Annotated in this window: 14 protein-coding genes; 11 read left to right on the top strand and 3 right to left on the bottom strand. The window is 34.1% G+C overall.

The window, feature by feature from the left end; translation table 11 throughout:
• Positions 1-11 precede the first annotated feature (11 nt).
• On the bottom strand, positions 12-2,423 hold the full coding sequence (locus RCH18_RS10120; protein ID WP_326936638.1) for a S9 family peptidase: 2,412 nt from the start codon (positions 2,421-2,423) through the stop codon (positions 12-14).
• 321 nt (positions 2,424-2,744) lie between these two features.
• On the opposite strand from RCH18_RS10120, the gene RCH18_RS10115 reads away from it, so the two are divergent.
• The 11 genes from RCH18_RS10115 (at position 2,745) to RCH18_RS10065 (ending at position 23,658) form a co-directional block, all read left to right on the top strand.
• Entirely contained in the window at positions 2,745-3,752 is a 1,008-nt protein-coding gene (locus RCH18_RS10115) for a 3-oxoacyl-ACP synthase III family protein (protein ID WP_326936637.1), read from the top strand.
• 347 nt (positions 3,753-4,099) lie between these two features.
• On the top strand, positions 4,100-5,155 hold the full coding sequence (locus RCH18_RS10110; protein WP_442788156.1) for a LacI family DNA-binding transcriptional regulator: 1,056 nt from the start codon (positions 4,100-4,102) through the stop codon (positions 5,153-5,155).
• Between the two features lie 183 nt (positions 5,156-5,338).
• Positions 5,339-8,455, top strand: a complete 3,117-nt coding sequence (locus RCH18_RS10105) for a SusC/RagA family TonB-linked outer membrane protein (RefSeq protein WP_326936635.1) — start codon at positions 5,339-5,341, stop codon at positions 8,453-8,455.
• A 22-nt stretch (positions 8,456-8,477) separates the two neighbouring features.
• Positions 8,478-10,385 (top strand): SusD/RagB family nutrient-binding outer membrane lipoprotein, encoded by a 1,908-nt coding sequence (locus tag RCH18_RS10100; protein WP_326936634.1) that lies wholly within the window; start codon positions 8,478-8,480, stop codon positions 10,383-10,385.
• Positions 10,386-10,706: 321 nt separating this feature from the next.
• The gene (locus tag RCH18_RS10095; RefSeq protein ID WP_326936633.1) at positions 10,707-12,704 is read left to right on the top strand and encodes a beta-mannosidase; all 1,998 of its coding nucleotides are present in this window, start codon (positions 10,707-10,709) and stop codon (positions 12,702-12,704) included.
• A 163-nt stretch (positions 12,705-12,867) separates the two neighbouring features.
• Entirely contained in the window at positions 12,868-15,144 is a 2,277-nt protein-coding gene (locus RCH18_RS10090) for a GH92 family glycosyl hydrolase (RefSeq protein ID WP_326936632.1), read from the top strand.
• A gap of 220 nt (positions 15,145-15,364) precedes the next feature.
• Entirely contained in the window at positions 15,365-16,216 is an 852-nt protein-coding gene (locus RCH18_RS10085) for an endonuclease/exonuclease/phosphatase family protein (RefSeq protein ID WP_326936631.1), read from the top strand.
• A 171-nt stretch (positions 16,217-16,387) separates the two neighbouring features.
• A complete protein-coding gene (locus RCH18_RS10080) occupies positions 16,388-18,679 on the top strand; it encodes a GH92 family glycosyl hydrolase (protein WP_326936630.1) in 2,292 nt (763 codons plus the stop codon).
• A 1-nt stretch (position 18,680) separates the two neighbouring features.
• Positions 18,681-20,141 carry a glycoside hydrolase family 125 protein gene (locus tag RCH18_RS10075; protein ID WP_326936629.1) on the top strand — a complete coding sequence of 487 codons (1,461 nt, stop codon included), beginning with the start codon at positions 18,681-18,683 and terminating at the stop codon, positions 20,139-20,141.
• 292 nt (positions 20,142-20,433) lie between these two features.
• The gene (locus tag RCH18_RS10070) at positions 20,434-21,306 is read left to right on the top strand and encodes a glycoside hydrolase family 16 protein (protein ID WP_326936628.1); all 873 of its coding nucleotides are present in this window, start codon (positions 20,434-20,436) and stop codon (positions 21,304-21,306) included.
• A gap of 42 nt (positions 21,307-21,348) precedes the next feature.
• Positions 21,349-23,658, top strand: coding sequence for a glycoside hydrolase family 20 protein (locus RCH18_RS10065; protein ID WP_326936627.1), 2,310 nt, complete (start codon positions 21,349-21,351; stop codon positions 23,656-23,658).
• A 397-nt stretch (positions 23,659-24,055) separates the two neighbouring features.
• Here the strand turns inward: RCH18_RS10065 and RCH18_RS10060 are convergent, their stop codons facing one another.
• Both RCH18_RS10060 and RCH18_RS10055 read right to left on the bottom strand, forming a co-directional pair.
• Positions 24,056-25,711 (bottom strand): beta-N-acetylhexosaminidase, encoded by a 1,656-nt coding sequence (locus RCH18_RS10060; protein WP_326936626.1) that lies wholly within the window; start codon positions 25,709-25,711, stop codon positions 24,056-24,058.
• 66 nt (positions 25,712-25,777) lie between these two features.
• On the bottom strand, positions 25,778-26,608 hold the full coding sequence (locus RCH18_RS10055) for a glycoside hydrolase family 16 protein (protein WP_326936625.1): 831 nt from the start codon (positions 26,606-26,608) through the stop codon (positions 25,778-25,780).
• Positions 26,609-26,792 lie beyond the last annotated feature (184 nt).

Below are 26,792 nucleotides of genomic sequence, written 5' to 3'. Positions count from 1 at the left end.
TTACGATGTCATTAATTCTTTAAATACTTTTCTAAAAACTGATCCTGTTCCCATAGCAGGTGCAAGATATTTTCTTTTGCAGCGTAACCATGAGATTCTTTTGGCAAAATCACCATTCTTGCTGGAGCTCCTAGTCCTTTTAAAGCTTGGAAATAGCGTTCTGTTTGCAAAGTAAAAGTTCCTGGATTATTGTCTGCTTCTCCGTGAACTAGAAGCATTGGTGTTTTCATTTTACCCGCATTCATAAATGGTGACATGGCAGTATACACTTCAGGACTTTCCCAATAGTTACGTTGCTCACTTTGGAAACCAAAAGGGGTCAAAGTTCTATTATAAGCACCGCTTCTTGCAATGCCGCAAGCAAATAGGTTAGAATGGGTCAGCAAATTAGCAGTCATAAAAGCGCCATAAGAGTGACCGCCAATGGCTACTTTTTTTCTGTCAATATAACCTAAAGCCTCTACAGCATTGATCGCAGCTTCAGCATTATCTACCAATTGCGTTATAAAATTATCATTAGGTTCGGTTGTTCCTTCGCCAATAATTGGGAAAGCAGCATCATCAAGAACAACATATCCTTTAGTTACCCAGTATACAAATGAGCCGTAACTAGGAAAAGTGAACTCATTTGGGTTTTGAGTAACTTGTCCTGCTGAGTTTTTATCTTTATATTCAGCTGGGTAAGCCCAAATTAGCAATGGCATTTTTTCTTTTTTGGCTTTATCGTACCCACTTGGTAAGTATAAAGTACCTGATAATTCAACACCATCTTTGCGCTTGTATTTTATCACTTCTTTACTCACATTTTTAATACTTTCAAAAGGATTGTTAAAGTCAGTAATAGCGGTTAATTTATTTTTTTGTTTTATATTTCTCAAGTAATAATTTGGATACTCATTTTTAGATTGAATTTGAACTAAAACAATTCCCTTTTTAAAATCTTCAATTTCAATAATATCTTCCTTTTTATCAGTATATGTTGAGGTATAAAGTCGATTTGTTTTTAATGTTTTCAAGTTAAATTCGCTAATAAAAGGAAATTGACCTTTTTTTGTAAATCCATCTCCAATAAGAAAAGCATTGTCATTCTCAATTGCTAGAACATAGCGATTGAATTCGTTTTTTCGTGTTTCAAAATTACCTGGATTTGAATAAGCATCTTGCGAATTTCGATCAAAAATCACTTTAGGAGCCTGATTAGGATTAGAGGGATTAATTAAATAAGTCTTGGTATTACGAGTGTCATACCATTCATCAGCAACAATAGCAGTTGTCTCATTCCCCCAAGTCATACGGCTATAACGTTGTGGTGTTTTTACTAATGATGTCGGTGCAGCATTAAAAGGAGCATTCCATAGAAAAACTTCGTCTCTAAATGCAACTTTGTTAGCTGGATCTCCACCATCCAAAGCTTCAGCATATACTAAAGTTGCTGGCTTATCTGATCTCCAGCTCATATTTCTTTTTCCTTTTCTAACAGCCATAAAACCTTTTGGAATAATTTCAGTCAATGGCACTTCATTCACTACTTTTATTTGTTTTCCTGACCTATCATAAATTGTTGATTTTGAAGGAAAACGACTAAGTGGAACAATGTAAGAAAACGGTTTTTCAATAGTGGTTACCATTAAATAATTACCATCTGGCGAAAAACTTTCTCCAGCGTACATATCTGCTTTCATAAATAAAGTAGCATTTCCGTTTAAGTTTACTTGATACAATTCAGATGTCATAATATTCTCAAAATTAATTTCATCATTCTTGTTTTTCAACATATCAGGATAAGTTCTATTTTGAGATTTTTCGCCATCAGCATTGGATATTATAGGACCTGCAGGTAAATCTTTTTTAGAATCTAATAAGGCTGCTTTATTTTTTGGAAGCATTTTTACTAAAATAGTCTCATTGTCGTTCATCCAGCTAAAGGGACTTCCTATATTAGCATTTACAGTAGCAGCGGTAAGCTTAGTGGCTTTGGCAGAAGCTACATCAATCACCCAAAGCTCAACTCCAGAGGCTGCTGTATGAGAAAATGAGATTTTTTTATCATTTGGTGACCAAGCTATGTTACTGATTTTTGGATTTTCAGGCAATCCTGTAACTTGCATTTCGTTTTTATCTTTTAATTTTCTGATTTTAAGATTATTAATGTAAGTAACAGTACTCGAAATATTAGTAATAGGATTAATTCTTAATCCGCCTAAACGCAATTCATCTTGGTTAAGATCATCAAGTGACTTATACGTATTTCTATAGGAAAGTAGCATATACTCTTTCTTAGTGTCCATTGATACCGAAGGAGCTCTTTCGAAATCAGCTAATTCTAAGATGGATTTAGAAGGTTTTTGATAACTTAAGTTTTCTTGTGCAAAGGCACTTAAGCTAAGCCCTAAAAATAGGAAAAAAGGAAATTTTAACTTCATAATTTGAATGATTTTAAATTAGCGGTCGTGTTAACTAATAATTCTCGAAAATAACCTAATGTTATTACATTTGAAAATAAATAATCTTTTTTAACTTTTGTACTCAATTTTATTGGAGATATATAATTTATATTTACTTTAGAAATAGGAATAAGCAGGAGTTTGCATTCATTAATAAACATAAAAATCATAAATTTTTATTTCTTTAGATTTATATTTTAGCCAAAAAATATTCTATTTTTAGTCATTAATAGTTAGTTGGTTTTTAAGTTCAAAAAATTAAATTCTTATAGATTTAAACAAAATTTAATAAAAAAATATATGTATCATTCAAAAATAACAGGATTAGGTTTTTATGTTCCTGAAAATGTCGTTACTAATGACGATTTATCAAAAATAATTGAAACCAATGACGAATGGATTCAAGAAAGAACAGGGATAAAAGAACGTAGGCATATCATAGCAGGACAAGATACCACAACTTCAATGGGCGTTAAAGCTGCGCAAATTGCTATTGAACGTTCTGGTGTAGCTAAAGAGGATATAGATTTTATTGTTTTTGCTACATTAAGTCCTGATTATTATTTTCCAGGTCCAGGTGTATTGGTGCAAAGAGACTTAGGTTTAAGAACAATAGGTGCATTAGACGTAAGAAATCAGTGTTCAGGTTTTATTTACGCTCTATCAGTAGCGGATCAATATATTAAAACTGGAATGTATAAGAACATATTGATAATTGGATCAGAAGTCCATTCATCAGGATTAGATATGACTTCTCGTGGAAGAGGCGTATCAGTAATTTTTGGAGATGGAGCCGGAGCAGCTGTTTTAAGTAGAGAGGAAGATGTAACTAAGGGAATTTTATCTACACATTTACATTCAGAAGGGCAACATGCTGAGGAGTTAGTTTTAAAAGCACCTGGAATGGGTGGTCGCTGGGTTTCAGATATTCTTGCAGATAACGATCCTAATGATGAGAGTTACTTTCCACACATGAACGGACAATTTGTATTTAAAAATGCAGTTGTGCGTTTTAGTGAAGTAATTAATGAGGGTTTGCAGGCTAATAATTTAGAAGTTTCGGATATTAATATGTTAATACCGCATCAAGCTAATTTGCGGATCTCGCAGTTTATCCAAAATAAATTTAAGTTAAGTGACGATCAAGTCTTTAATAATATCCAAAAATATGGTAATACAACAGCAGCATCTATTCCAATTGCCTTAACGGAAGCTTGGGAACAGGGTAAAATTAAGTCAGGAGATTTAGTGGTACTGGCTGCTTTTGGAAGCGGATTTACTTGGGGAAGTGCTATCATAAGATGGTGATAATTAAAGTGTTTTTTCACATCGAAAAGCATTCAATTGATTATTTGTATCAGTAAAAGATGAAAATTTAACCAGTATTTAATAAATACCTGATGGTTCTCGTGAGTTAAAAGTATTTAATAAGTGTTTCTAATATTTTAAAAATTGAGTGTAAGATTATTTTAATTAATAAATCGAGTAATTAATTTTAGAATAAATGAATTGTTGATAGATCGTAAAAGATCCTGATTTTGCTAAGAAATTCAGTGGTCTTTTACTTTTTCAAATTATTCATTAATTAAATAATTAACTTTAAAATTATAAATTATAAAAAAAAGGGGTGACAAAATCGTTTTAGAAAAAGTTTTATTATATATATTTGTGATGAAAATATCACAATGTTAATTTCTCAAATGAAAAAGATTACGATCAAGGATATTGCCATGGAGGCTCGAGTTTCTATCTCAACGGTGTCTTTTGTATTGAATGACAAAGGTGAAAAAATGGGAATTAGTACTGCAGTTATAAAAAAAGTTCAAGCAGTAGTTGAAAAATTAAATTACCGGCCTAATATGACGGCAACAAGTCTTAGGACAGGACGTACTAAGTCTATAGGTTTAATAGTGGAAAATATTTCAAATCCGTTTTTTTCTGTTCTTGCTAAAGTGATAGAAGAAGAAGCGGTTAAAATAGGATATAGAGTTTTTTACTGTAGTACAGATAATGATGACAAAAGGTCCTCAGAAATTGTGCAAAGTTTACTACAGGCAAACGTTGATGGTTTTATTATCACTCCAACAGAGAAGCTGGATAAAAGTATTGATCAACTTTTAAAAATGAAAGTGCCAGTGGTTTTAATTGATCGTTACTTTTTAGGTCAGGACGTAAGTCATGTGGTTATGGATAATTATGAAGGCGCATATAGCGCAACAAGTCACATAATTACACATGGCAGAAAAAATATAGCTGTTATAAATAATGATTCAGGAATGATTCAAATGCAGCTAAGAGAAAATGGTTATATCGATGCTATGAAAAATAGTGGTATTTACAATGAATTACTGACTCTTCATTTAGACTACCATAGTAGTGAGGAACAAAAAATAGAAAAGATAGTTCGTTTTTTTGAAAGTAACAAAACGATTGATGGTGTTCTTTTTTTAGCAAATTACATGGGTCTTGCTGGGCTTCAAGCCTTTCAAAAACTAGGTTTAACATTGCCCCATGATTTATCAGTTATTAGTTTTGATGATCACGATAGTTTTAGGTTACACTCACCGCCAATAACAGTAATGGAACAGCCAATAAATGATATTGCTGTTAAAACCGTACAATTATTAATGAGTCAAATGCAGAGTGAAAACAACTATATTGTAGAAAAGGTATTGCAAAAAGGTAAGCTGGTGATTAGGAATTCCGTTTAATTTTGATTTAATTTTTTTGCTCTATTTTAGAGTGACTTTTTTTTATAATTTACTAAAACGATTTAGCTTGTAAAAATGAAAGTACAGCGCTGCTAAATTGTTTTAATTGAAATGAATATAATGACTAATTTGAATTCAAATTTTTATTAATAGTAATCACAAACCAAAAAAAAACAAATGCTTATGAAACGAATTTTAGTAATTTTAGGGTTAATCTTGTTTAGTTGCTTCAGTGCAATTGCGCAAAATAGATCCATAACAGGAATTGTTGCTGATCAGGATAACAAAGGAGTTATTTCGGCAACCATTAAGGTCAAAGGAGTTTCCATTAGTACAGTTACTGATTTTGATGGGAAGTTCACCATTAGTGTTCCTACTGGTAAAGCTAACTTGTCAGTTTCATCGATGGGTTTTATTTCAAAATCAGTTGACGTTGCTGCAAATGAAAACAATATTACTATTATTCTTGCTTCAAATACAGAAGAGTTAGGAGAAGTAGTAGTGACAGCTTTAGGTATAAAAAAGCAGAAAAAATCATTAGGTTATGCAGTTCAAGAAATCAAAGGGCAAAGCCTTGTAGAAGCTAGAGAGCCTAATTTAGCAAATGCACTTACTGGAAAAGTAGCTGGATTGCAAGTAGTGCGCTCTAGTGCAGGTCCAGGTGGATCTTCTAAATTAGTATTGAGAGGTTTCAACTCTTTAACTGGTGATAACCAACCATTAATTGTTGTTGATGGAGTTCCTATGGATAACTTTACAGGAGCAACTAACAATGATTATTATGTTCCAAGTCTTGACATGGGTAACGGTATTTCAGATTTAAATTCAGAAGATATAGAAAGCCTTTCGGTATTAAAAGGACCCTCAGCTGCAGCACTTTATGGTTCACGAGCTGGTAATGGTGTAATCTTAATTACTACAAAGACTGGTAAAAAACAAAAAGGACTAGGTGTTACTTTTACTTCATCTGTAGGTTTTGAAACTATTTTTACTAAACCGAGAATGCAAGGTGATTTTGGACAAGGCTCTAATAAGATTTTTGACAGACTTTCTGGTTCAAGTTGGGGACCTAAAATTGAAGGTCAAAGTGTTGTTAATTGGGATGGAAAGACAGAGATGTTAGCTTCCTATGATAATGTAGATAATTATTTTAGTAAAAGTGGCGTTACTAAAAATAATAGTATTTCATTTCAACAGTCTATTCAAAAAACTTCTATTTACACTTCTGTAAGCCGAATGGAAGATTTAAGCATGGTTCCAGGTGCTAGATTAGGACGAACAAATTTACTAGCTAGAGCTGTGTCGAAATTTGGTGATAGTGATCGTTGGACTGTTGATACAAAGTTTCAATATACAAATGCAAAAGCAAACAATAGAACTGTAGGCGGACCTAATGGGACTAATCAATTCTATTCCTTAAATCTTTTTCCAAGATCATTAGATATTAGACAATTCAGTGAAGGCGTAAATGCACAAGGTAATATGATTTGGTTCGGAAGCGGTAGTGGTATAAATCCATATTGGGCCAATAAATTTAACTTGAATGAAGACGTAAGAGATCGTTTTATGATGAATGCTTCTTTAAAATATCAAGTAGCAAGTTGGTTAAGTGCTGAGATTAAAGGAGGAGCTGATATGTACACTAATAATTCAAACGCAAGAACCTTTGGTGGTAGTCCAATGACTCCAACTGGAAGATACAGTTTAGGAAAAAGTACTTTTACAGAAACTAATTATCAAGCATTATTAATTGCTCAAAAAGATGATCTATTTGGGAAATTTGGAGGAATGGCAACTTTAGGAGGTAACTTGATGGAGCGTGAATCATCATCAGTGGGTGCCAATGCGGGACAACTAGTAGTTCCTAATTTATTTGCTATAAATAATTCTGAAGGGAATCCAGGAGTAAGCGAAGGTTTTAGCACGAAATCAATTAATTCAGTTTTTGGTTCCGCTCAACTTAGTTATGACGGCTACTTATATTTAGATGCTACTTTTAGAAATGACTGGTCTTCTGCATTAAGCAAAGCAAACCGCTCTTTCTTTTATCCATCATTGAGTCTATCTTATGTATTTACTGATATGTTTACTACTATGGATATTAATTTGCCAGATTGGATATCTTATGGAAAATTAAGAGCTAGTTACGCATCGGTAGGGAATGATTTAGATCCATATCAACTAGAAAATGTTTATGGGATTGGGAAAGATCCTAATGGAAACGTAACAGCCTCTAGAGGAAAAATTTTGTATGATGAAAATGTTAAAAGTGAGTTGATTAAATCTACGGAATTTGGAGCTGAATTACGTTTCTTTAATAATAGATTTGGTATTGACGCATCATTTTATAAATCTAACGCAACAAACCAATTGATAAATCTCCCGTTAGATCCATTAAGTGGTTATATTGCTAAGAAAATTAACGCTGGTAATATAGAAAACAAAGGATTTGAATTAGTTGTTGATGGACGAATATTAACTAATCCAAGTTCATTATTGTGGAATTTCACAGCAAACTTCTCAACAAATAAAAGTAAGATTATTGCACTATCTGAAGGAGTGACCCGTTATGGATTAGGTGGATTTGATAATATTTCAGTTGTTGCTGAAGTAGGAAAACAATACGGAGAAATATATGGAAGTCAATACTTAAGAGTTACTGATAATACAAATCCTGCATTTGGACAGTTAATAATTGACGCCAATGGATTACCACAGACAGCTCCTGGAGCTGCAGTTAGTTTAGGTAATCAACAAGCAAAAGGAATGGCAGGATTAACAAATACTTTCGGGTATAAAAATTTCTCATTAGCATTTTTAATAGATGCTAGAATTGGCGGAAAAATGTTTTCAGGAACTTTAGCTGATATGCAAGCAAGCGGAAACTCATCCTTGACTGTTGTTGATGGTTTAAGAGAAGATTTTATTGTTAACGGCGTTGTTGCAAGTGGTTCGAATTTCTCTCCAAATACTAAAGCAGTGCCTACTCAGTTATATTGGGATAGAGTTGCGGGTTCTGGTAATTTAGGTATTACAGAAGCAAATATGTATGATGCATCTAACATCCGTTTAAGAAATGTGCAATTGAACTATGATTTCCCTTCTAAATTTTTAACTAAAACATATATTCAAAAAGCTAAAATTGGATTTTCTTGTAATAATGTTTGGATGATAAAAAGCCACATGAATGGCTTAGACCCAGAATCTGTTTTTGCAACAGGTTCAAACGCAGTAGGTTTTGAAAATGGTGGAGCACCAACTACCCGTACTTTTTTAATTAATTTAGCCTTAAGCTTTTAAATAAATTATTAATTTTTATATCATGAAAAATATATTAAAAAAATCAAGCTTGGGTCTGGCAATGGTCGTTATGCTTGCTTCGTGCGATAACTTCGACGAAATAAATACAAACCCTACTGCAGCAAATGCGGATCAGGTGCAGGTAGAATATTTTATAAATAACGCTATTATTGGTTCACAAATGAATCCTGATGTAGCTGAAAGATCATTTGTTCTTTATTGGAAAACAGCAGGACATCAAATGCTAAGTACAGGAATTTCAGGTGGTAGCTTCAATGATGATTGGACTTCTGCTTATTATAATAGTTCTGCGGGCTGGTTAAATTCCATAAACACTGCAATTCAAGTAGCTGACGAAAAAGAAGCAAAGGGCAATGTAAAAGCCTATTCATCTAATTTAAAACAAGTAGCTCGTATTTGGAGAGTATATTTAATGAGTGAATTAGCAGATAATTTTGGTCCCATAGCTATTGAAGCTTTCCAGGCTAAAAACCCAGAATTTAACAATCTTAAAGACGTTTATTACTTTTTATTAGCAGAGCTTAAAGACGCTTCAACTAAATTAGACGTTGCGGTTATAAATCCAGATATTTTAAAGAAACAGGATCCTGCTTTTCAGTATGATTATGTTAAGTGGAGAAAGTATGCCAACTCCATGCGTCTAAGATTAGCGATGCGAATAGCTGAGGTAGACCCAGCGAAAGCGAAAGCTGAATTTGAAGCTGCTGCTGCAGGTGATTTATTAAAAGATGCCACTGATACTTTTGAAATACAAGAAAAATCAGGATGGGATGACTTAACAGGAGTAATGAGTCGTGAGTGGAATTCACAAATTATGTCTGTTACTTTAAATAATCTTTATATCGGATTAGGAGGTATAAAGTCAATAGATCAGTTAGCTTCTTCATTTCATGCTAGTGTTAAACCAGTTGATTATATCGGTTTAAAATTTGCAGATCATTTTGCTATGAAAACTAATGAGCCAGCTGCCGGCTATTGGTTGGATGGTTTGCCAAATCAAATTGATCCACGTGCTTATAAAGCATTTATTATTCCCGGAGACTTAAATAATCCTAATTTTTCTAAATATCCTTCATGGGATGATAGTTCAACGACTACCTCTGCAAATTTACTAGGTGCAACTGGTGCAGTGGTCAAAACAATCAATGCAACAAACACATGGAATGCTTTTGCTGTTGGTGACTGGGGAGCTATGGCGAGCACAAATCAAGTGAGATCTTTTAACGGCACTATGCCGCGAATGTCACAAGAATTTAGAGGAAGCAAAAGTAAAAGAATCTTTTTTGCTCCATGGGAAACTTACTTCTTGTTAGCAGAAGCTGCTGTAAAGGGCTGGACAGTTCCTATGAGTGGTCAAGCTGCTTATGAAGATGGAATCAAAGCTAATTTTGCTTACTGGGGAGTTTCCTCACATTTAGGTGCTTATCTTGCATCATCTGATTATAATAGAGCCGGTACTTCTGTAAGTTGGTCACATACTACTGAGCCGCCTGCAAGTCGTGCTATGAATTTTAAAAATGGTTACACTGATGTAGCCGGTGTAGCAACTATTTTATATCCTAAAAATGATTTGTATAAAAATGGAACGGTAAAAAATGATTTGCTTACAAAGATTATAACACAAAAGTTTATCGCTCAAACGCCTTGGTTACCTCTAGAAGGATGGAGTGACCATAGACGTTTAGGTTTACCATTCTTTGAGAACCCTGCTATTGAATCACCTTTAGTAAATCTGCCGCTTCTTACAAATGGGAACTTTATGAGCAATCAAGTTGGATTTTTTCCACAGCGATTAAAATATCCTTCTGGTCTTAAAAATTCAAATGCCAAAGGATATGATCAAGCAGTAGGTTTTTTAGGTGGTGCTGATAATGTACTTACGCCGCTATGGTGGGCTAAAAAGCAATAATTATTTTTATTTTTGAGTTAGTTTAAAATGAGTCGGGTAAAATTTACCCGACTTATTTTTAATATAAAATCTGTCTTTGTAAAGAAAGCAATAGCTCACTTAGAAAAAAAAGGTCTTTTAGTTCTATTCTTTTTGCGTGTTAACAATCAAGCTGCACGCAAAAAAAGTAGCATTATAAACAATGATCTTAATGATTAAGTTGCTAAAATGAACTTTAAATGATACAAAGAACAGAAGAATGTTAGGTTGATATAAGTAAAAGTTTTTATCACAATACTATAGAAGAGAGAGGCTCTTATAAAAATTTAAAATGCCATAATAATGAAAAATCTGAATAGCTTTTATTATTTAATTATCATTTGCGTGACGAGTTTTTCTTTTCTAGTCAATGCTCAAAACAGTAGTAATATTATAAAAAAAGGATGGCAATTTCGTCAGCAGGGAACTGCAAATTGGAATAGTGCTACTGTTCCAGGAGAAGTACACAGTGATTTGCTTAACAATAAAATGATACCAGATCCGTATTATCGCGACAATGAGAAAAAACTAGAATGGATTGAGAAAGAAAATTGGGAGTATAAAACTTCGATTGCTGTAACTCCAGCAACATTAAAAAATAAGTATATTGAATTAGTTTTTGATGGATTAGATACCTACGCAACGGTATATCTAAATGGAAAATTAATACTAAAAGCGGATAATATGTTTCGCCAATGGCGCGCTGATGTTAAGAGCGTTTTGCGTTCTGGAGATAATCAGTTAAAAGTTGTATTTCTATCAGCACAAAACGTGGTTGATTCATTGGCTAAAAAAGACCTTCCCTTTGTAATACCGGATAATCCCCGTACCTATGCGCGAAAAGCACAGTATCATTTCGGTTGGGATTGGGGTCCTAAATTAACTACTTGTGGCATTTGGAAAGAAGTAAGATTGGAAGCCTATAATGTGAAACCAAAAGAGAAAGAATATGTGCCAAGTCGTAAGGTCGAATTAGTGCAACAACCTGATAGTATTGGTAAATCATTTTATTTTAAAATTGATGGAAAACCAGTCTATATGAAAGGAGCTAATTATATTCCCTCAGACGCTTTACTTTCTCGAATGACTAAAAAAGAATATGAGAAAGTAGTCCTATCAGCCAAAGATGCGAATATGAATATGCTTCGCGTGTGGGGTGGCGGTATTTATGAAGATGATTATTTTTATGAATTGTGTGATAAATACGGAATCAATGTTTGGCAAGATTTTATGTTTGCTGGAGCAATGGTTCCTGGTGATGACGCTTTTTTTGACAATGTAAGGGAAGAGGTGAAGTACCAAGTTAAGCGTTTGCGTCATCATAAAAGTATTGTACTCTGGTGTGGAAATAATGAAATCGACGAAGCATTTAATAATTGGGGTTGGCAAAAATCAATGAAAATGTCTAAACAAGACTCCACTCGTTTGTGGAAAGATTATGTGCGACTATTTCAAGACAGTATCCCAAAATGGGTAAAAGAAGTAGATCCCACAAGACCTTATACAAGCAGTTCACCACTATTTGGTTGGGGAAGAGAAAAAAGTTATACAGAAGGCGATAGTCATTACTGGGGAACATGGTGGGGATTAGCCGATATTGAAGACAACAAAAATAGAACGGGTCGTTTTGTAAGCGAATACGGAATGCAAGCGATGCCCAATTATTCTACTATTGAAAAAATTACTGCTCCTGAAGATCGACATTTATTTTCAGATGTGTTAAAAGCACATCAAAAAGCGGGAAATGGTTTTGATAAACTAAATTCGTATTTGCATCGCTATTTTATTGATTCGACCAAAGTGGCAAAAATGAATGTAAAAGATTATACCTATCTAACACAATGTTTACAATATTATTCACTTAAAAATATTATCGGAATTCACCGTTCTAAAGCACCTTATAATATGGGGACATTAGTGTGGCAGCTCAACGATTGTTGGCCCGCAACTAGCTGGAGTGTGACTGATTATTACAATCGGCAACCAAAAGGCGCTTGGTATGCCATGCGGGAGGCTTATCGAGATGATATTATTCCAGAAATAGATTTAACGCGACCAATCAATTTGCCATTAGAAAATCCGAATATAACTTGGAATTTAAAAGGAAATGAGATTACTTTAAAAGCTTTAAAAGCTGCAAAATATGTTTACATCGAAATTGAAGGGTACACAGGAAAATTAACAGATAATTACATAGATTTAGAAGCTGGAAAAGAAATTAAAATTTCATTTGAAGGTAAGATAAGTAAGCCCGCTATTAGTGTTATCTCATTGTATGACGTTTTAAATAAATATAAATAATAGATTATAATATTTCATTTCACGAATTAAAAAAGTTATCAAACTATTCACTTACTAGATTCCTCCTTAATTACAATGGCAAAAAAAGACGTTGCCATAAGATTTTTATTAACCTTGATTGATAGTAAATTCAAAACATCAATAATCACTTAAATAAAAAATAATGCTTGTAAAACAGCCTAAAATAGTTTTCCTCTTTCTTACCGCCATCAGCGTATTGTTTACCCAAAGTACTTTTGCGCAAGCGAAAACTAAAAAACAAGCGCGTACAGATTATACTAAATATGTTGACCCTATAATAGGCTCGGCTAAGCATGGTCATGTATTTGTAGGTGCTAATGTTCCCTTTGGAGCCGTACAACTTGGTCCTGTAAATGTATTTGAAGGATGGGATTGGTGCAGTGGCTATAATTATGCGAGCAATACGATTTTAGGATTTACACATACGCATTTAAGCGGAACTGGAATTGGCGATTTAAGTGATATTTTAATTTTACCAATCTCTGGAAAAGTTAACCTTACTAAAGGGACTAAAACCGATATGGAAAATGGTTACGGTTCCTATTTTTCACATGCAAATGAAGTAAGCAAGGCTGGATATTACAGTGTTTTATTAGACAAATATAAGATAAAAGCAGAGCTAACTGCATCAGAAAGAGTAGGCTTTCATAAATATTCCTTTGAATCCGCAACAGACTCACATATATTATTAGACCTGGCAGATGGTGTGGGTTGGGATAAACCAGTGAAAACTTTTATCAAGAAAACAGGAAAGAATAGTTTAGTAGGTTACCGACTTTCTAAAGGTTGGGCTGATGACCAAAGAGTATTTTTTGCCATAGAATTCTCAGAGCCAATTACTAATATGGCTTTGTATGATAGTATTTCAAGCATCAAAGGAAATGAAGGCGAAGCGGTTCGCATGAAAGCGGTACTTGATTTTAATTTGAAAAAAGGAAAAACAGTATTAATAAAAGTTGGAATTTCACCGGTGAGTTATGAGAATGCTTTGGCAAACATTAAAGCTGAAATTCCACATTGGGATTTTTCAAAAACCGTTCAGGAAGCTAAAGCAAAATGGAATGCTGAATTAAATAAAATCAAAATTCAAGCAGACGAAGACACAAAAACGATTTTTTACACGGCTTTGTATCATACGATGTTTGCGCCTTCTATTTTTAATGATGCCAATGGCGATTATAGAGGTACGGACAAAAAAGTGTATAGAAATGCTGGTTTTACTAATTACACTACTTTTTCACTTTGGGACACTTACCGCGCTTTGCATCCTTTATACACCATTATTCAACCCGATAAAATCAGTGATATCGTAAAATCTTTTCTGGCAATTTATCAGCAGCAAGGTAGATTACCAGTTTGGCATTTGATGGGGAACGAAACCAATACTATGAATGGAAACCATTCAATTGCTGTTATTGTTGATGCTTATTTTAAAGGGTTTAGAGATTATGATGTGGAGCTTGCTTATGAAGCCATCAAGAAAACATCGATGCAAACTCGCGCTGGGATGAATTATGTTCAAAAACTAGAATATATTCCTGCTGATGTTGAAATAGAGAGTGTAGGAAACGCTCTGGAATATGCCATTGACGATTGGTGTGTGGCGCAAATGGCAAAAGCGTTGAACAAGCAAGAGGATTATGAATATTTCTCCAAAAGAGCTAAATTATACAGTCTTTACTTTGATACAAAAACCGAGTTTATGCGTGGAAAATTGAAAAACGGACAATGGCGTGAGCCTTTCAATCCACTTTCTTCTTCGCACCGTGAGGATGATTATGTAGAAGGAAATGCATGGCAATACACTTGGTTAGTTCCACAAGATCCTTATGGTTTGATTACATTATTTGGAAGCGAAGAAAAATTCATCAACAAACTCGATACTTTATTCACTTTAGAGGAAGGTGTTGTAGGCGATAACGCTTCACCCGATATTAGTGGTTTTATTGGTCAATATGCACAAGGAAATGAACCTAATCATCATATTCCGTATTTGTATGCTTATGTGGGTCAACCTTGGAAAACAGCCAAATTAGTTCATGAAATAGCAGAGAAGTTTTACACCTCGGAACCTGATGGACTTTGCGGAAACGAAGATTTAGGCCAGATGTCAGCTTGGTATATTCTTTCTTCTATGGGATTCTATTCGGTTAATCCGGCTAATGGAATTTACGTTTTAGGAAGTCCATTAGTTGAAAGTGCTACTATTACTCATAAAAATAGATTGTCTTTCAAAATGACGGCTAATGGATTAAGTAAAGATAATATCTATATTCAAAAAGCAGAATATGACGGAAAGCCTTATACCAAATCATATATTACACATGAAATGATTGTAAAGGGTGGTGAGTTGAAATTGTATATGGGAAACAAGCCTTCAGCTACTTTTGGAGTAAAAAAAGAGGATAGACCGATGTAGTTTAGATACTGTTTTGGGCGTGACCCCTGAAAACGGGGTCGGGCTATTCGTTACAATCTTTTTTTATTTCGCTATCGCTCCATATAAAAAAGGATTTTCACTACTATCCCTCACGCAAACTACCGATAAAGAGCGGTTTTGAAGTAAAAAAAGAGAGCAAGTTTTTATAATTGTATGATTAAAAATTGGAAGTATGAATTATTCAAAAATTAAATCGTGTATGAAAAGCATATTTTTTTTATTGTTGATTTTTAATCTTGCATCTGTTACAACAACTAAAACGAAACTTGATTTAAGAGTAATGACTTTTAATATTCGATATGATAATCCAGATGATAAGTTGAATAATTGGAAGTATCGAAAAGCCGAAGTGATAAAAATGATTCGCTCTCGAAACATTGATATTCTTGGTGCGCAGGAAGTTTTGTCAAGTCAACTAAAAGACATGACTCAACAATTACCAGAGTATAATGTCATAGGCGTAGGCAGAGAAGATGGCATTAGTAAAGGAGAATTCAGTCCACTATTTTATAATAAATATAAGTTCACGGTTGTTAAATCAGGTTATTTTTGGTTGAGTGAAACCACCGATAAACCCTCAAAAGGTTGGGATGCTGCTTGCGAACGAATTGCAACTTGGGCAAAATTACAAGACAAAGTTACTGGAAAAATAGTTTTTGTTTTAAATACTCATTTGGATCATCAAGGTACTGTTGCACGACAAAAAAGTGTGGAACTGCTTAAGGAACGAACAAAATTGTTAAGTAAGGGTTCGCCCCAAATAATTATGGGCGATTTTAATGCTGAACCATCTTCAACGGTGGTAAAGGAAATGCTATTGGCTTCAGATTCAGATACACTTTTTGATTCAAAATCAGTGGCCAATAAAGTAAAAGGTACGAATTGGACATTTAACGGATTTAATAAAATCGCTATAAAAGATAGACTAGTGATAGACTACATTTTTGTTAGTAAAGATTTTTATGTAAAGGAATATCATGTTGCTGCAGAAACTGTTAATAACATCTTAATATCAGATCATTCTGCTGTGTTTGTCAAAGTTACATTGTAACATTTCAACAATCGCTCAAGGTTTTAACCTTAGGTACAAAATAAGATTTCAAAATATTTCAGCCATAGCCCAAGGTTTTTACCTTGGGTACAAAATTTTATATAAAGAATAGCTCAAGGTTTCAGCCTTTGAGACTTTAGTATTGTCGATAAATCATTAATGTTAAAAAATATGATAAAAAGGTATTTAATTTTATTCTCATTACTATTATTTTCTATTGTATCACAAGCACAAACAAGCGTTAAAGATCCAGTAGATTACGTGAATCCTTTAATGGGAACACAATCCGTTCATAGTCTATCTAATGGAAATACCTATCCCGCAATCGCTAGACCTTGGGGAATGAACTTTTGGACTCCGCAAACAGGCAAAATGGGCGATGGGTGGATTTATACCTACACTGCCGAAAAAATCAGAGGTTTTAAGCAAACGCACCAACCATCGCCATGGATGAACGATTACGGACAGTTTTCGATCATGCCAGTAACTGGAAAATTAGTTTTTACCGAAGACGAGAGAGCCAGTTGGTTCAGCCATAAATCTGAAATCGTAAAACCTCATTATTATAGTGTATATCTTGCTGATTTTGATGTAACGACAGAAATAACCGCAACCGAAAGAGCAGCTCAATTTCAATTTACTTTTCCTGAAAACGAGAAATCTTCTATTGTAGTAGATGCTTTTGACAAAGGGTCTTACATTAAAATAATTCCATCGGAAAACAAAATTATAGGTTATACAACCCGCAATAGCGGTGGCGTTCCTACTAATTTTAAAAATTTTTTTATTTTAATTTTCGATAAAGCATTCAAAACTAATTATACATGGCGCGATGCTATTTTAGAACAACAAAAACTGGAATTGACAGATAATCATGTTGGTGCAATTGTAAGCTTTAAAACTAAAAAAGGAGAGAAAATTAACGTAAGTGTGGCTTCTTCCTTCATCAGTTTTGAACAGGCCGAATTAAATTTAAAAAGCGAATTAGGCAGTAAGTCTTTTGATCAAACGGTAGCTGAATCTAAAAATGAATGGAATAAAGTCTTGGGGAAAGTAGAAGTTGAAGGTGGGAGTGAAGAGCAATTAAGAACTTTTTATTCCTGTTTATATCGTACTACTTGCTTTCCGCAAAAGCAATATGAGATTGATGCTAAAGGAAAAACTATTCACTATAGTCCTTATAATGGAAAGATTTTACCGGGATATATGTATGCAGGAACTGGTTTTTGGGATACATTTCGCGCCTTATATCCATTGTTAAACTTAGTTTATCCTTCGATAAATAAAGAAATGCAAGAAGGATTAATTAATGCGTACAAAGAAGGTGGTTTCTTGCCAGAATGGTCTAGCCCAGGGTTTAGAAACGTTATGGTAGGAAATAATTCGGCTTCTGTGGTTTCTGAGGCGTATATAAAGGGATTGCGTGGTTACGATATAAATACGTTGTATAAAGCTTTGCTAAATGGAGCTAATAATGAAGGACCAATGGATGCAGTAGGAAGAAAAGGGGTAAAGTATTACAACACTTTAGGCTATGTTCCTTATGATGTACAAATAAATGAAAATGCCGCAAGAACCTTAGAATATGCTTACGATGATTTTGCGATTTGGAAATTAGCCAAGGAATTAAAGCGCCCTAAAAAGGAAATCAATCTGTTCGAAAAGCGAATGATGAATTATAAAAACCTGTTCAATCCCGCAGTAGGATTAATGAGCGGAAGAAATAAAGACGGCAGTTTTCCCGCTAATTTTAATCCATTTAAATGGGGTGATGCTTTTACCGAGGGGAATAGCTGGCATTACAGCTGGAGTGTTTTCCATGATATTCAAGGGTTGATCGATTTGATGGGCGGTGAAAGAAAGTTTACGGATAAATTAGACTCCGTATTTACAATGCCTCCTGTTTTTGACGAAAGCTACTATGGTTTCGTAATTCATGAAATTCGTGAAATGCAAATCATGAATATGGGACAATATGCTCATGGAAATCAGCCTATTCAGCACATGATTTATTTGTATAACTATGCAGGCCAACCATGGAAAACACAATACTGGTCAAGAGAAGTAATGGATCGTTTATACAAACCGGAACCTGACGGATATTGCGGAGATGAGGATAACGGACAAACATCGGCTTGGTATGTTTTTTCGGCAATGGGATTTTATCCTGTTTGTCCTGCTTCTGACGAATACGTTTTGGGAGCACCTTTATTCAAGAAAGTAACTTTGAATTTAGAAAATGGAAAGCAAGTCATAATCAAGGCGGATAATAATTCCGAGACTAATAAATATGTTGACGAATTAAAATGGAACAATTCGACTTACACCAAAAATTATCTTAATCACTTTGATTTGCTCAAAGGAGCTACTTTAGATTTTAAAATGATCAATACACCTAACCAACAAAGAGGAACTTCAGAAAGCAGTTATCCTTATTCTTATTCAGCCCAAAAAACTAAATAATATGCAATCACGTAGAAAATTTATCAGAAATACAGGAATTTTATCAGCCGGATTATTGGCAATCCAATCGCAGGTTTTCGCTTCAGAGTCTAATGCTTTACATTTTGTGATGAAAGATTTTGTTAGCAATAGACCACCATTGGCACAACGAAAGTTTACTAGTAAAGCGATAGAAGCAGCGATTGTTCGAATCAAGAAACAAATTGCTAATCCTGAATTAGCTTGGTTATTCGAAAACTGTTTCCCTAATACATTAGACACCACAGTTGATTTTGAAATAATTGATGGTAAACCAGATACTTACGTAATTACAGGCGATATTGATGCCATGTGGTTGCGTGATAGCACGGCACAAATTTGGCCTTATCTTCCTTTTATCAAAGAAGATGCAAAACTTCGCGAACTAATAAAAGGAGTAATCAACCGACAGACGAAGTGTATCATACTAGATCCGTATGCTAATGCTTTTTACAAAGATTTTAATGAAATTAGCGAGTGGAAAAATGACATCACCAAGATGCAACCTGGAATTCACGAGCGCAAATGGGAGATTGACAGTCTATGTTATCCTATCCGACTAGCACATGAATACTGGAAAAATACGGGTGATATCAGCATGTTTGATGCTGACTGGAAAAAAGCAATGGGACTGGTATTACAAACATTTAAAGAGCAACAACGTTGGGAAAGTAAAGGTCCTTATACGTTTCAAAGGACTACAGCTTGGGCCACAGATGGCGTTCCATTAAGTGGATATGGCTATCCTGTAAAGCCATGTGGATTAATTGTTTCCACCTTTAGACCAAGTGATGACAGCACATTGTTTGGCTTTTTGATTCCAAGTAATATGTTTGCTATCGAAGTTTTGGTTTATTTAGAAGAAATGTTTTCATCTCCTAAATTAAAGGATAATGAAATGGTTCGAAAATCTAAAGAATTACGACTTCAAGTCGAAAAAGGCTTGCAAGAACAAGGGATTATTGATCATCCAAAGTTTGGTAGAATCATTGCTTTTGAAGTAAATGGTTATGGTAGTTTCCACATGATGGATGATGCTAATGTACCTTCCTTATTATCATTGCCGTATTTAGGTGCGATTGCTGCTGCTGATCCATTGTATCTAAATACCCGAAAACTTGTACTTTCAGATAACAATCCGTTTTTCTACAAAGGAAAAGCAGGCGAAGGAGTTGGAGGACCACACACGGGAACTGATACGATTTGGCCAATGAGTATTATACTTAGAGCCATCACCAGTGTTGATGAAGCGGAAATCACAAAATGTATAAGTATGTTGATTAAAACTCACGCTAATACTGGATTTATGCACGAATCATTTCATAAAGATGACGCTATGCAGTTTACTCGTAAATGGTTTGCGTGGGCAAATACTTTGTTTGGGGAATTGATTGTGAACACGAGTATTAATCATCCAAAAATATTGAGTATTAAAGAATTCTAGTTTAAAAAAAAACAATTGAATTTTTAATTAAGTATAGTTATTCTTTCTTGCAAGGTTTTTAAAACGTTGTTGGTATAAAAACTATTTAAATGGATACCTACAAGGTCAAAAAAGAACTCGCAGGATAAAAAGAATCTCGTTTAACTTCGTTTCATATATCCCACGATTTCAACCTTGGTTACAAAACAATATTTCAAATAGCCCAAGGTTTTAACCTTGGGTACATTTTATTCCAGTGACAACATAGTTCAAGGTTTTAGCATTGCTTAGTTAAAATTTAAAACACTCAAAAATGAATCAACAAAATAGTGCTGCAACAAAAAATATATTTCTTTTTAATTCTAAATTACTGTTTGTAATTATATTTTTAGGAACAGTGTCTTTAAACGCACAAAACAAGGAAAAATGGAAATTAGTATGGAAAGAAGAGTTTAGTTATACAGGACTTCCCGATCCAAACAAATGGAGTTATGAAGTAGGACATATCAGGAATAATGAAAAACAGTATTATACAAACGCAAGGGAAAAAAATGCTTGGGTAAGCAATGGAGTTTTAGCTATTACAGGTAGAAAGGAAAACTATATAAATGAATTTTATTCGAAAGAAAGTGCCTCATGGAAAACTAAAGATTCTACAGCGCAATATACTTCAGCCAGCATTAATACACTGGGCAAAGTAAGTTGGAAATATGGAAGAATTGAGGTAAAAGCCAAGCTTCCTTATGGTGGTGGAATTTGGCCCGCGATTTGGATGATGGGAACGAATCGATCAGAAGTAGGATGGCCTATATGTGGCGAAATTGATATTATGGAATTCGTAGGAAATCAGCCCAAAGACATTTACGCAACTACGCATTTTCCGAATCCAAATGGTGAAGGAAATAAATCGAATGGTAATAAAGTTATTTCAGATGATTTAAAAAACGATTTCCATTTGTATGCGATAGAATGGAATAATCAAACGATTGATGTTTTTTTTGATAATAATAAGTACCATACTTTTTCAATTGATTTGGCTGGATTGGGTACAGATAATCCATTTAGAAAACCATTTTATCTATTATTGAACTTAGCCATGGGCGCGAATTGGCCTGGACCAATTGACGATAGTGTTGTACCGCAACAATTCTTAGTCGACTATGTAAGAGTTTATGAAAAGAGATAAATAATATATTATAATAATACACCAAAAATAAAATAAAAGAAAATGAAAAAGACAATTTTAATAGCCAGTTTGCTGTTCACCATGCTGCTACAGGCGCAACAAACCGTTCATATCATTCCGCAACCTTCGAGTATAGAAATGAAAGAGGGTAGTTTTATAATAGACAATAACACTTCAGTTAAATTTTCAAAAAACGATAAAGCTGTTGCCGATGTCGTTCATTTTTTTACAGAATATGTCAATAAGGTTTCTGGTTTTACATTAAAAGCGAATCAGCTTAAAGGCAAAGCAATCACTTTTAACATTGAAAAAATAAAAGAAATCGGTGATGAAGGATACTTGATTTCAGTAAGTCCAACGGGAATTTTGGTAAAAGCAAACACTTCTAAAGGATTGTTTTATGGGGTTCAATCCTTATTACAAACCTTGCCATTTATACGAACTAATGATTTAGTACAAATTCCAGGTATGGAAATTAAAGATTATCCTCGTTTTGGATGGAGGGGAATGATGCTTGATGTGAGTCGTCATTTCTTTTCAACTGATTTGGTAAAAGAATTTATCGACTTATTAGCGACCTATAAAATGAATGTTTTTCACTGGCATTTGACGGATGGTGCAGGATGGCGACTAGAAATTAAAAAATACCCAAAATTGACGCAGCAAGCTGCTTGGCGTGTAGATTCATGGGGAAAACCGTGGGATTGGGCAGGAATAGAATTTAATGCGGATAGAAGCAAAGCAACTTATGGTGGTTATTATACTCAAGAGCAAGCGAAGGATATTGTGGCTTACGCCAAAGCAAGAAATATTACAGTAGTTCCAGAAATCGAAATGCCAGGTCATTCTGAAGCTGCAATGGCTGCTTATCCTGAACTGTCTTGTAATCCTAAAAATACATTTGCGCAATCAGGAAATTTCTTGGCTAGCAAAGTAGAAAGTAATTATTGCGCAGGAAATGACCAAGCATTTACCTTTTTGCAGGATATTTTAGTGGAGGTAATGGCTATTTTTCCATCTAAATACATTCATGTTGGAGGTGATGAGGTAGACAAAAAGAGTTGGAAAAACTGTCCTAAATGTCAAGCCAGAATGAAAAAAGAGAATTTGAAAGATGAAAAGGAACTACAAAGTTATTTCATTCGTCGAATGGAAAAATTCATCGTTTCAAAAGATAGAAAAATGATTGGTTGGGATGAAATCTTAGAAGGAGGATTAGCTCCAGAAGCTACTGTTATGAGCTGGCAAGGTGAAGCAGGTGGCATTGAGGCTGCTAAAATGGGACACGATGTGATCATGACGCCTGGCTACCCACTTTATTTTGACCATTATCAAGGCGATCCAGAAACAGAGCCATTGGCAATTGGAGGGTTTAATACCTTGAAAAAAGTGTATCATTACGAACCAATTCCAGCAGAATTAACTGCCGTAGAAGGGAAAAGAGTTCTAGGTTCTCAAGCCAATCTATGGACGGAATATGTACCGACTTATGAACATGTAGAGTATATGATTTTGCCTCGTATGCCAGCATTGGCAGAAGTGTTGTGGTCTCCAAAAGAGAGCCGCAATTGGGAGGATTTCAACAAGCGACTACATCCACATATTGTGGGTTATGAGCAAAAAGGGTTTCATTATTCTAAAGGAAATTATAAAGTAGATATAAAGCCGATTGTTGCCAATAACTCGCTTTCTATAGCACTAGAAACTGAGAATGCCGAGGGTGTGATTTATTATACAACAGATGGAACTACACCAACAATTGGTAGTACTAAATATGACAAACCATTTGTAGTAACTACATCGATGACTGTAAAAGCAATCATGGCTTTGAATGGCAAAGTGATGAACAGTAAACCAGCGGAACAATCATTTACTTTTAACAAAGCCACAGGAAAAGCAGTAAAATATGAAAGTGTAAATAGTCGTTATTATCCTGCAAATGGCATAAATACATTAACGGATGGATTTAGAGGAACAAAAGATATTGGAAAACAATGGCATGGTTTCAGTGGAAATGATATGGTTGCTACAATTGATCTAGGTGCACCAATATTAGCAAGTAGTATCTCCTTAGGTACTATTCAAAATTGGCCACAATGGGTGTTTTTCCCGCAATGGGTAAAGTTTGAAGTGTCAACCGATGGGATTAATTTTAAAGAAGTTAAGACGGTTAACAATACCATTCCTGTTGATGCTAGAGATACTCAAATTCAAGATTTTTCTATTAAATTTCCGGAACAAAAGATAAGAGCTGTTCGAGTTACGGCTAAAAATTTAGGAATTTGCCCAGCAGGTCATCCTGGAGATAAGCAAGCGGCTTGGTTATTTGTAGATGAAATTATCGTAGAATAATTTGATACAAAAATAATTCAATACCTTTTCTATTGAGCGATCTTTATTGATAAACGAGTAAGAATTTAGTTTAAAAAAATTAAGTTCTTACTCGTTTACTTTATAGACAAATATTTTACTGAAAGATAATTCGTATTACATGAGAAATATGAGAATTTCATACTATAGCTGAAATTTTAGAAATATATGATGTGACAATTAATCAGGTGACCATATTAAGTAACTAGAAGAAAATAATGTTGCTATTTTTTATCATATAAGCCATGTATGTTTTCAATATAATTTTTTTAAGTTTTGAATTTAATAAGGTTAAAAGATGGTTGATTAGTTTTAAATTAAGAACATATAAGTAAGTAAACTGCAAGATGTAACTGCGACAATAATTTGTTCCCATAACTTAGTAAACTGATTTTGTATAATATTTTGGATGAAAACGAATACCATTCGATTTCCAATAATCGTAATGCCCTTGATTTAAACGGGAGATAAAAGAATTATAATTTTTATTTGCAGGAGTAGACCATAAATTTTCGGCAAATGCAGGCATTCTAGGTAATAAAATATATTCTAAGTGTTCTACTGAAGAGATGTGTTCAGTCCAAATGGCAAACTGTCCACCAATAATATATTTAGCTTCTTCGCTAGAAAGTTCCGTAGGGATTAAACTGTAGTTGTAAACTTTTTCTAAAGTGTTGATGCTGAAAATTTCACCATACGGTTCGTTCTTTGGATCTTCCTGAACTCTGTTGAAATACAATGGATTGTTGGGTGCCATAATAACATCTTGTTTTAATTTAGCAGCTTCAATTCCGCCTTTTTTACCTCTCCATGACATAACGGTAGCGTTAGTAGGCGCACCGCCTTCTAGAATTTCATCCCAACCAATAATTTTTCGATTATTCTTTTCTAGAAATTGTGCGATCCTTTTAATAAAATAGCTTTGTAGTGCATTCTCATCTTTCAAACTATTTTCTGCCATTCTCTTTTGACAATTTGGACATTTTTTCCAATAGGATTTATCTACTTCATCGCCGCCAACATGAATGTATTGCGATGGAAATAAAGACATTACCTCAGTAAACACATCTTCTAAAAATTTGAAAGTGCTCTCTTGACCTGCACAATAATTTAAATTTACATTTTCAGGTTTTACCACACCGTTCCACAAAGCAGAATTTGGGGTTTCTTGTGTGTGTTTCTCACAAGAAAATTCAGGATAAGCGGATAAGGCCGCACCAGAGTGTCCTGGAACATCAATTTCTGGAACTACGGTTATATTTCTATCTTTGGCATAAGCCACCACTTCTTTGATCTGCGCTTGTGTATAAAAGCCTCCGTATTGATACGATTTACCATCTAATTTTTTGGCGTAAGTGCTGTCTTTTTTATAAAATATGCTGCCTGGAATTTCGGTTCTCCATGCGCCGACTTCGGTAAGTTTAGGAAATTTTTTTATCTCTAATCTCCAACCTTCATTATCAGCTAAATGCCAATGGAAAATATTTAATTTATAAAATGCCATGAGATCTAAGAGTTCTTTAATGGCTTTTACATTATAAAAATGCCGACTCACATCCATTACCATTCCGCGCCACGCCACATTAGGTTTATCGCTAATACTCAAACATGGAATTTTGATTGGTGTTTGTGTGTTATTTGCAATAATGTATTGTAATAGTGATTGCGTTCCGTAAAATAAGCCCGCATAAGAGTTGGCAGTAATTTGAATTTCGGAACTTGAAATGTTTAAAAGATATCCTTCTTTTCCTAAATTTTCATTGAGCGTACGCAATATTTCTACAGATATATTTTTTTTACTTTGTTTTTTATTGGAAACGACAACATTAGTTTCAGTGGCTATTCTATTTATAATGTATGACATTAATTTAATGCTTTCAGCTTTGTCCGCATTTTCTATCGATATTCCCGTAGTTGCATCTAAAACAAAATGACCTTTTTCAATTTTTAGATTTTCGGGTGCAGGAATTAATTGCGCTTTACCGTTGTAAGTGCTAACGATAATTAAAAGCAGAATAAATAGGCTTTTTTTCATGGTTGATTTATATGGCTAATTTTTTTTCTTGATTGATTTTAACGGCTTGAAGTACTTTGTTAACTATTATTTTACCTCCCAAACCTTTACATAATCAATCATCATTTCATAAGGAAATTTTTCTGTAAAAGTAACATTTCCTGGCCAAAAGCTGACCCCTGATTGTCCTTTATCGGCACAAGCAAAATTTAAGATCAGATAATAGTCAGTTTCAAAGGGCCATCGTTTAGCAAAATCGCCTTTCGGTTCGTGCACCATAGTTAAAACATCATTCACGTAAAATTCTATTTTGTTAGGTGATTTAACAATACCATACGTGTTATATTCCGTTACATTAATAGCAGCTGTCGTAGCAGCTGAAACTTGTTTTTTTTCTCCATTGCTCTGATGCACTACTTGGTGAACAAATGAATCATTATTTAAACGTTCCATAATATCAATTTCACCTCCGTTTGGCCAGCTCGCGTAGATTTCATTTTGGGGCATTAGCCATATTGCTGGCCAACCACCTTGACCTGCAGCATTGAATTTGGCTTTAACTTCAATCTTTCCATACATAAAACTAAATTTATCTTTTGTTTGAATCGCACCGGTTTCAGGAAGATTTGTTTTTGTGTTCCAACGTGCTTTTATGTGTAAATGTCCATTTTTTACTTCAGCTAAATTACCATCGTCAATTACATACCTATTCCAAGGTGATTTTCCATTTTTTGTTTGATAGCTGCTCCAAAACTTTGAATTGTAAGCATTGCCGTTGAAATTGTCATTAAATATTAATTTATATTTTGAACTACTACTTTCCTTGTTTTGTGTTTTGATTGTGGAGCAGGAGTACAGTGCCAAAGCAAGTAAAGCAATTAGTTGGGTTCCTCTTAAAAGTCTTTTTTTAATGGTCATTTTCTTATTTTTTAAATAAATAGTTATTTGCTTTTTAATAGTATCGGTACTGCTATTTCTTCATCGTAGTAGTTATTATTCGTTCACGGGATCAAGATATAGTGCAAGTAAGAAATATAGGTATAACGATGCATAAATGTAAAATAATATTTAGATAAAAGGTAATAGTCCTACTTTATAAAAC

The sequence above is a fragment of the Flavobacterium sp. PL11 genome (genome assembly GCF_035985025.1).
Classification (GTDB): Bacteria; Bacteroidota; Bacteroidia; order Flavobacteriales; family Flavobacteriaceae; genus Flavobacterium.
The sequence above is the reverse complement of the archived record's forward strand: the minus strand, read 5'-3'. Positions and strand labels throughout refer to the sequence as shown.

Coding starts and splice junctions, on each gene's coding strand:
- RCH18_RS10080 (WP_326936630.1), top strand. CDS start 16,388: ATGATAAAAAGGTATTTAATTTTATTCTCATTACTATTATTTTCTATT.
- RCH18_RS10120 (WP_326936638.1), bottom strand. CDS start 2,423: ATGAAGTTAAAATTTCCTTTTTTCCTATTTTTAGGGCTTAGCTTAAGT.
- RCH18_RS10115 (WP_326936637.1), top strand. CDS start 2,745: ATGTATCATTCAAAAATAACAGGATTAGGTTTTTATGTTCCTGAAAAT.
- RCH18_RS10065 (WP_326936627.1), top strand. CDS start 21,349: ATGAAAAAGACAATTTTAATAGCCAGTTTGCTGTTCACCATGCTGCTA.
- RCH18_RS10105 (WP_326936635.1), top strand. CDS start 5,339: ATGAAACGAATTTTAGTAATTTTAGGGTTAATCTTGTTTAGTTGCTTC.
- RCH18_RS10070 (WP_326936628.1), top strand. CDS start 20,434: ATGAATCAACAAAATAGTGCTGCAACAAAAAATATATTTCTTTTTAAT.
- RCH18_RS10055 (WP_326936625.1), bottom strand. CDS start 26,608: ATGACCATTAAAAAAAGACTTTTAAGAGGAACCCAACTAATTGCTTTA.
- RCH18_RS10100 (WP_326936634.1), top strand. CDS start 8,478: ATGAAAAATATATTAAAAAAATCAAGCTTGGGTCTGGCAATGGTCGTT.
- RCH18_RS10085 (WP_326936631.1), top strand. CDS start 15,365: ATGAAAAGCATATTTTTTTTATTGTTGATTTTTAATCTTGCATCTGTT.
- RCH18_RS10075 (WP_326936629.1), top strand. CDS start 18,681: ATGCAATCACGTAGAAAATTTATCAGAAATACAGGAATTTTATCAGCC.
- RCH18_RS10090 (WP_326936632.1), top strand. CDS start 12,868: ATGCTTGTAAAACAGCCTAAAATAGTTTTCCTCTTTCTTACCGCCATC.
- RCH18_RS10095 (WP_326936633.1), top strand. CDS start 10,707: ATGAAAAATCTGAATAGCTTTTATTATTTAATTATCATTTGCGTGACG.
- RCH18_RS10060 (WP_326936626.1), bottom strand. CDS start 25,711: ATGAAAAAAAGCCTATTTATTCTGCTTTTAATTATCGTTAGCACTTAC.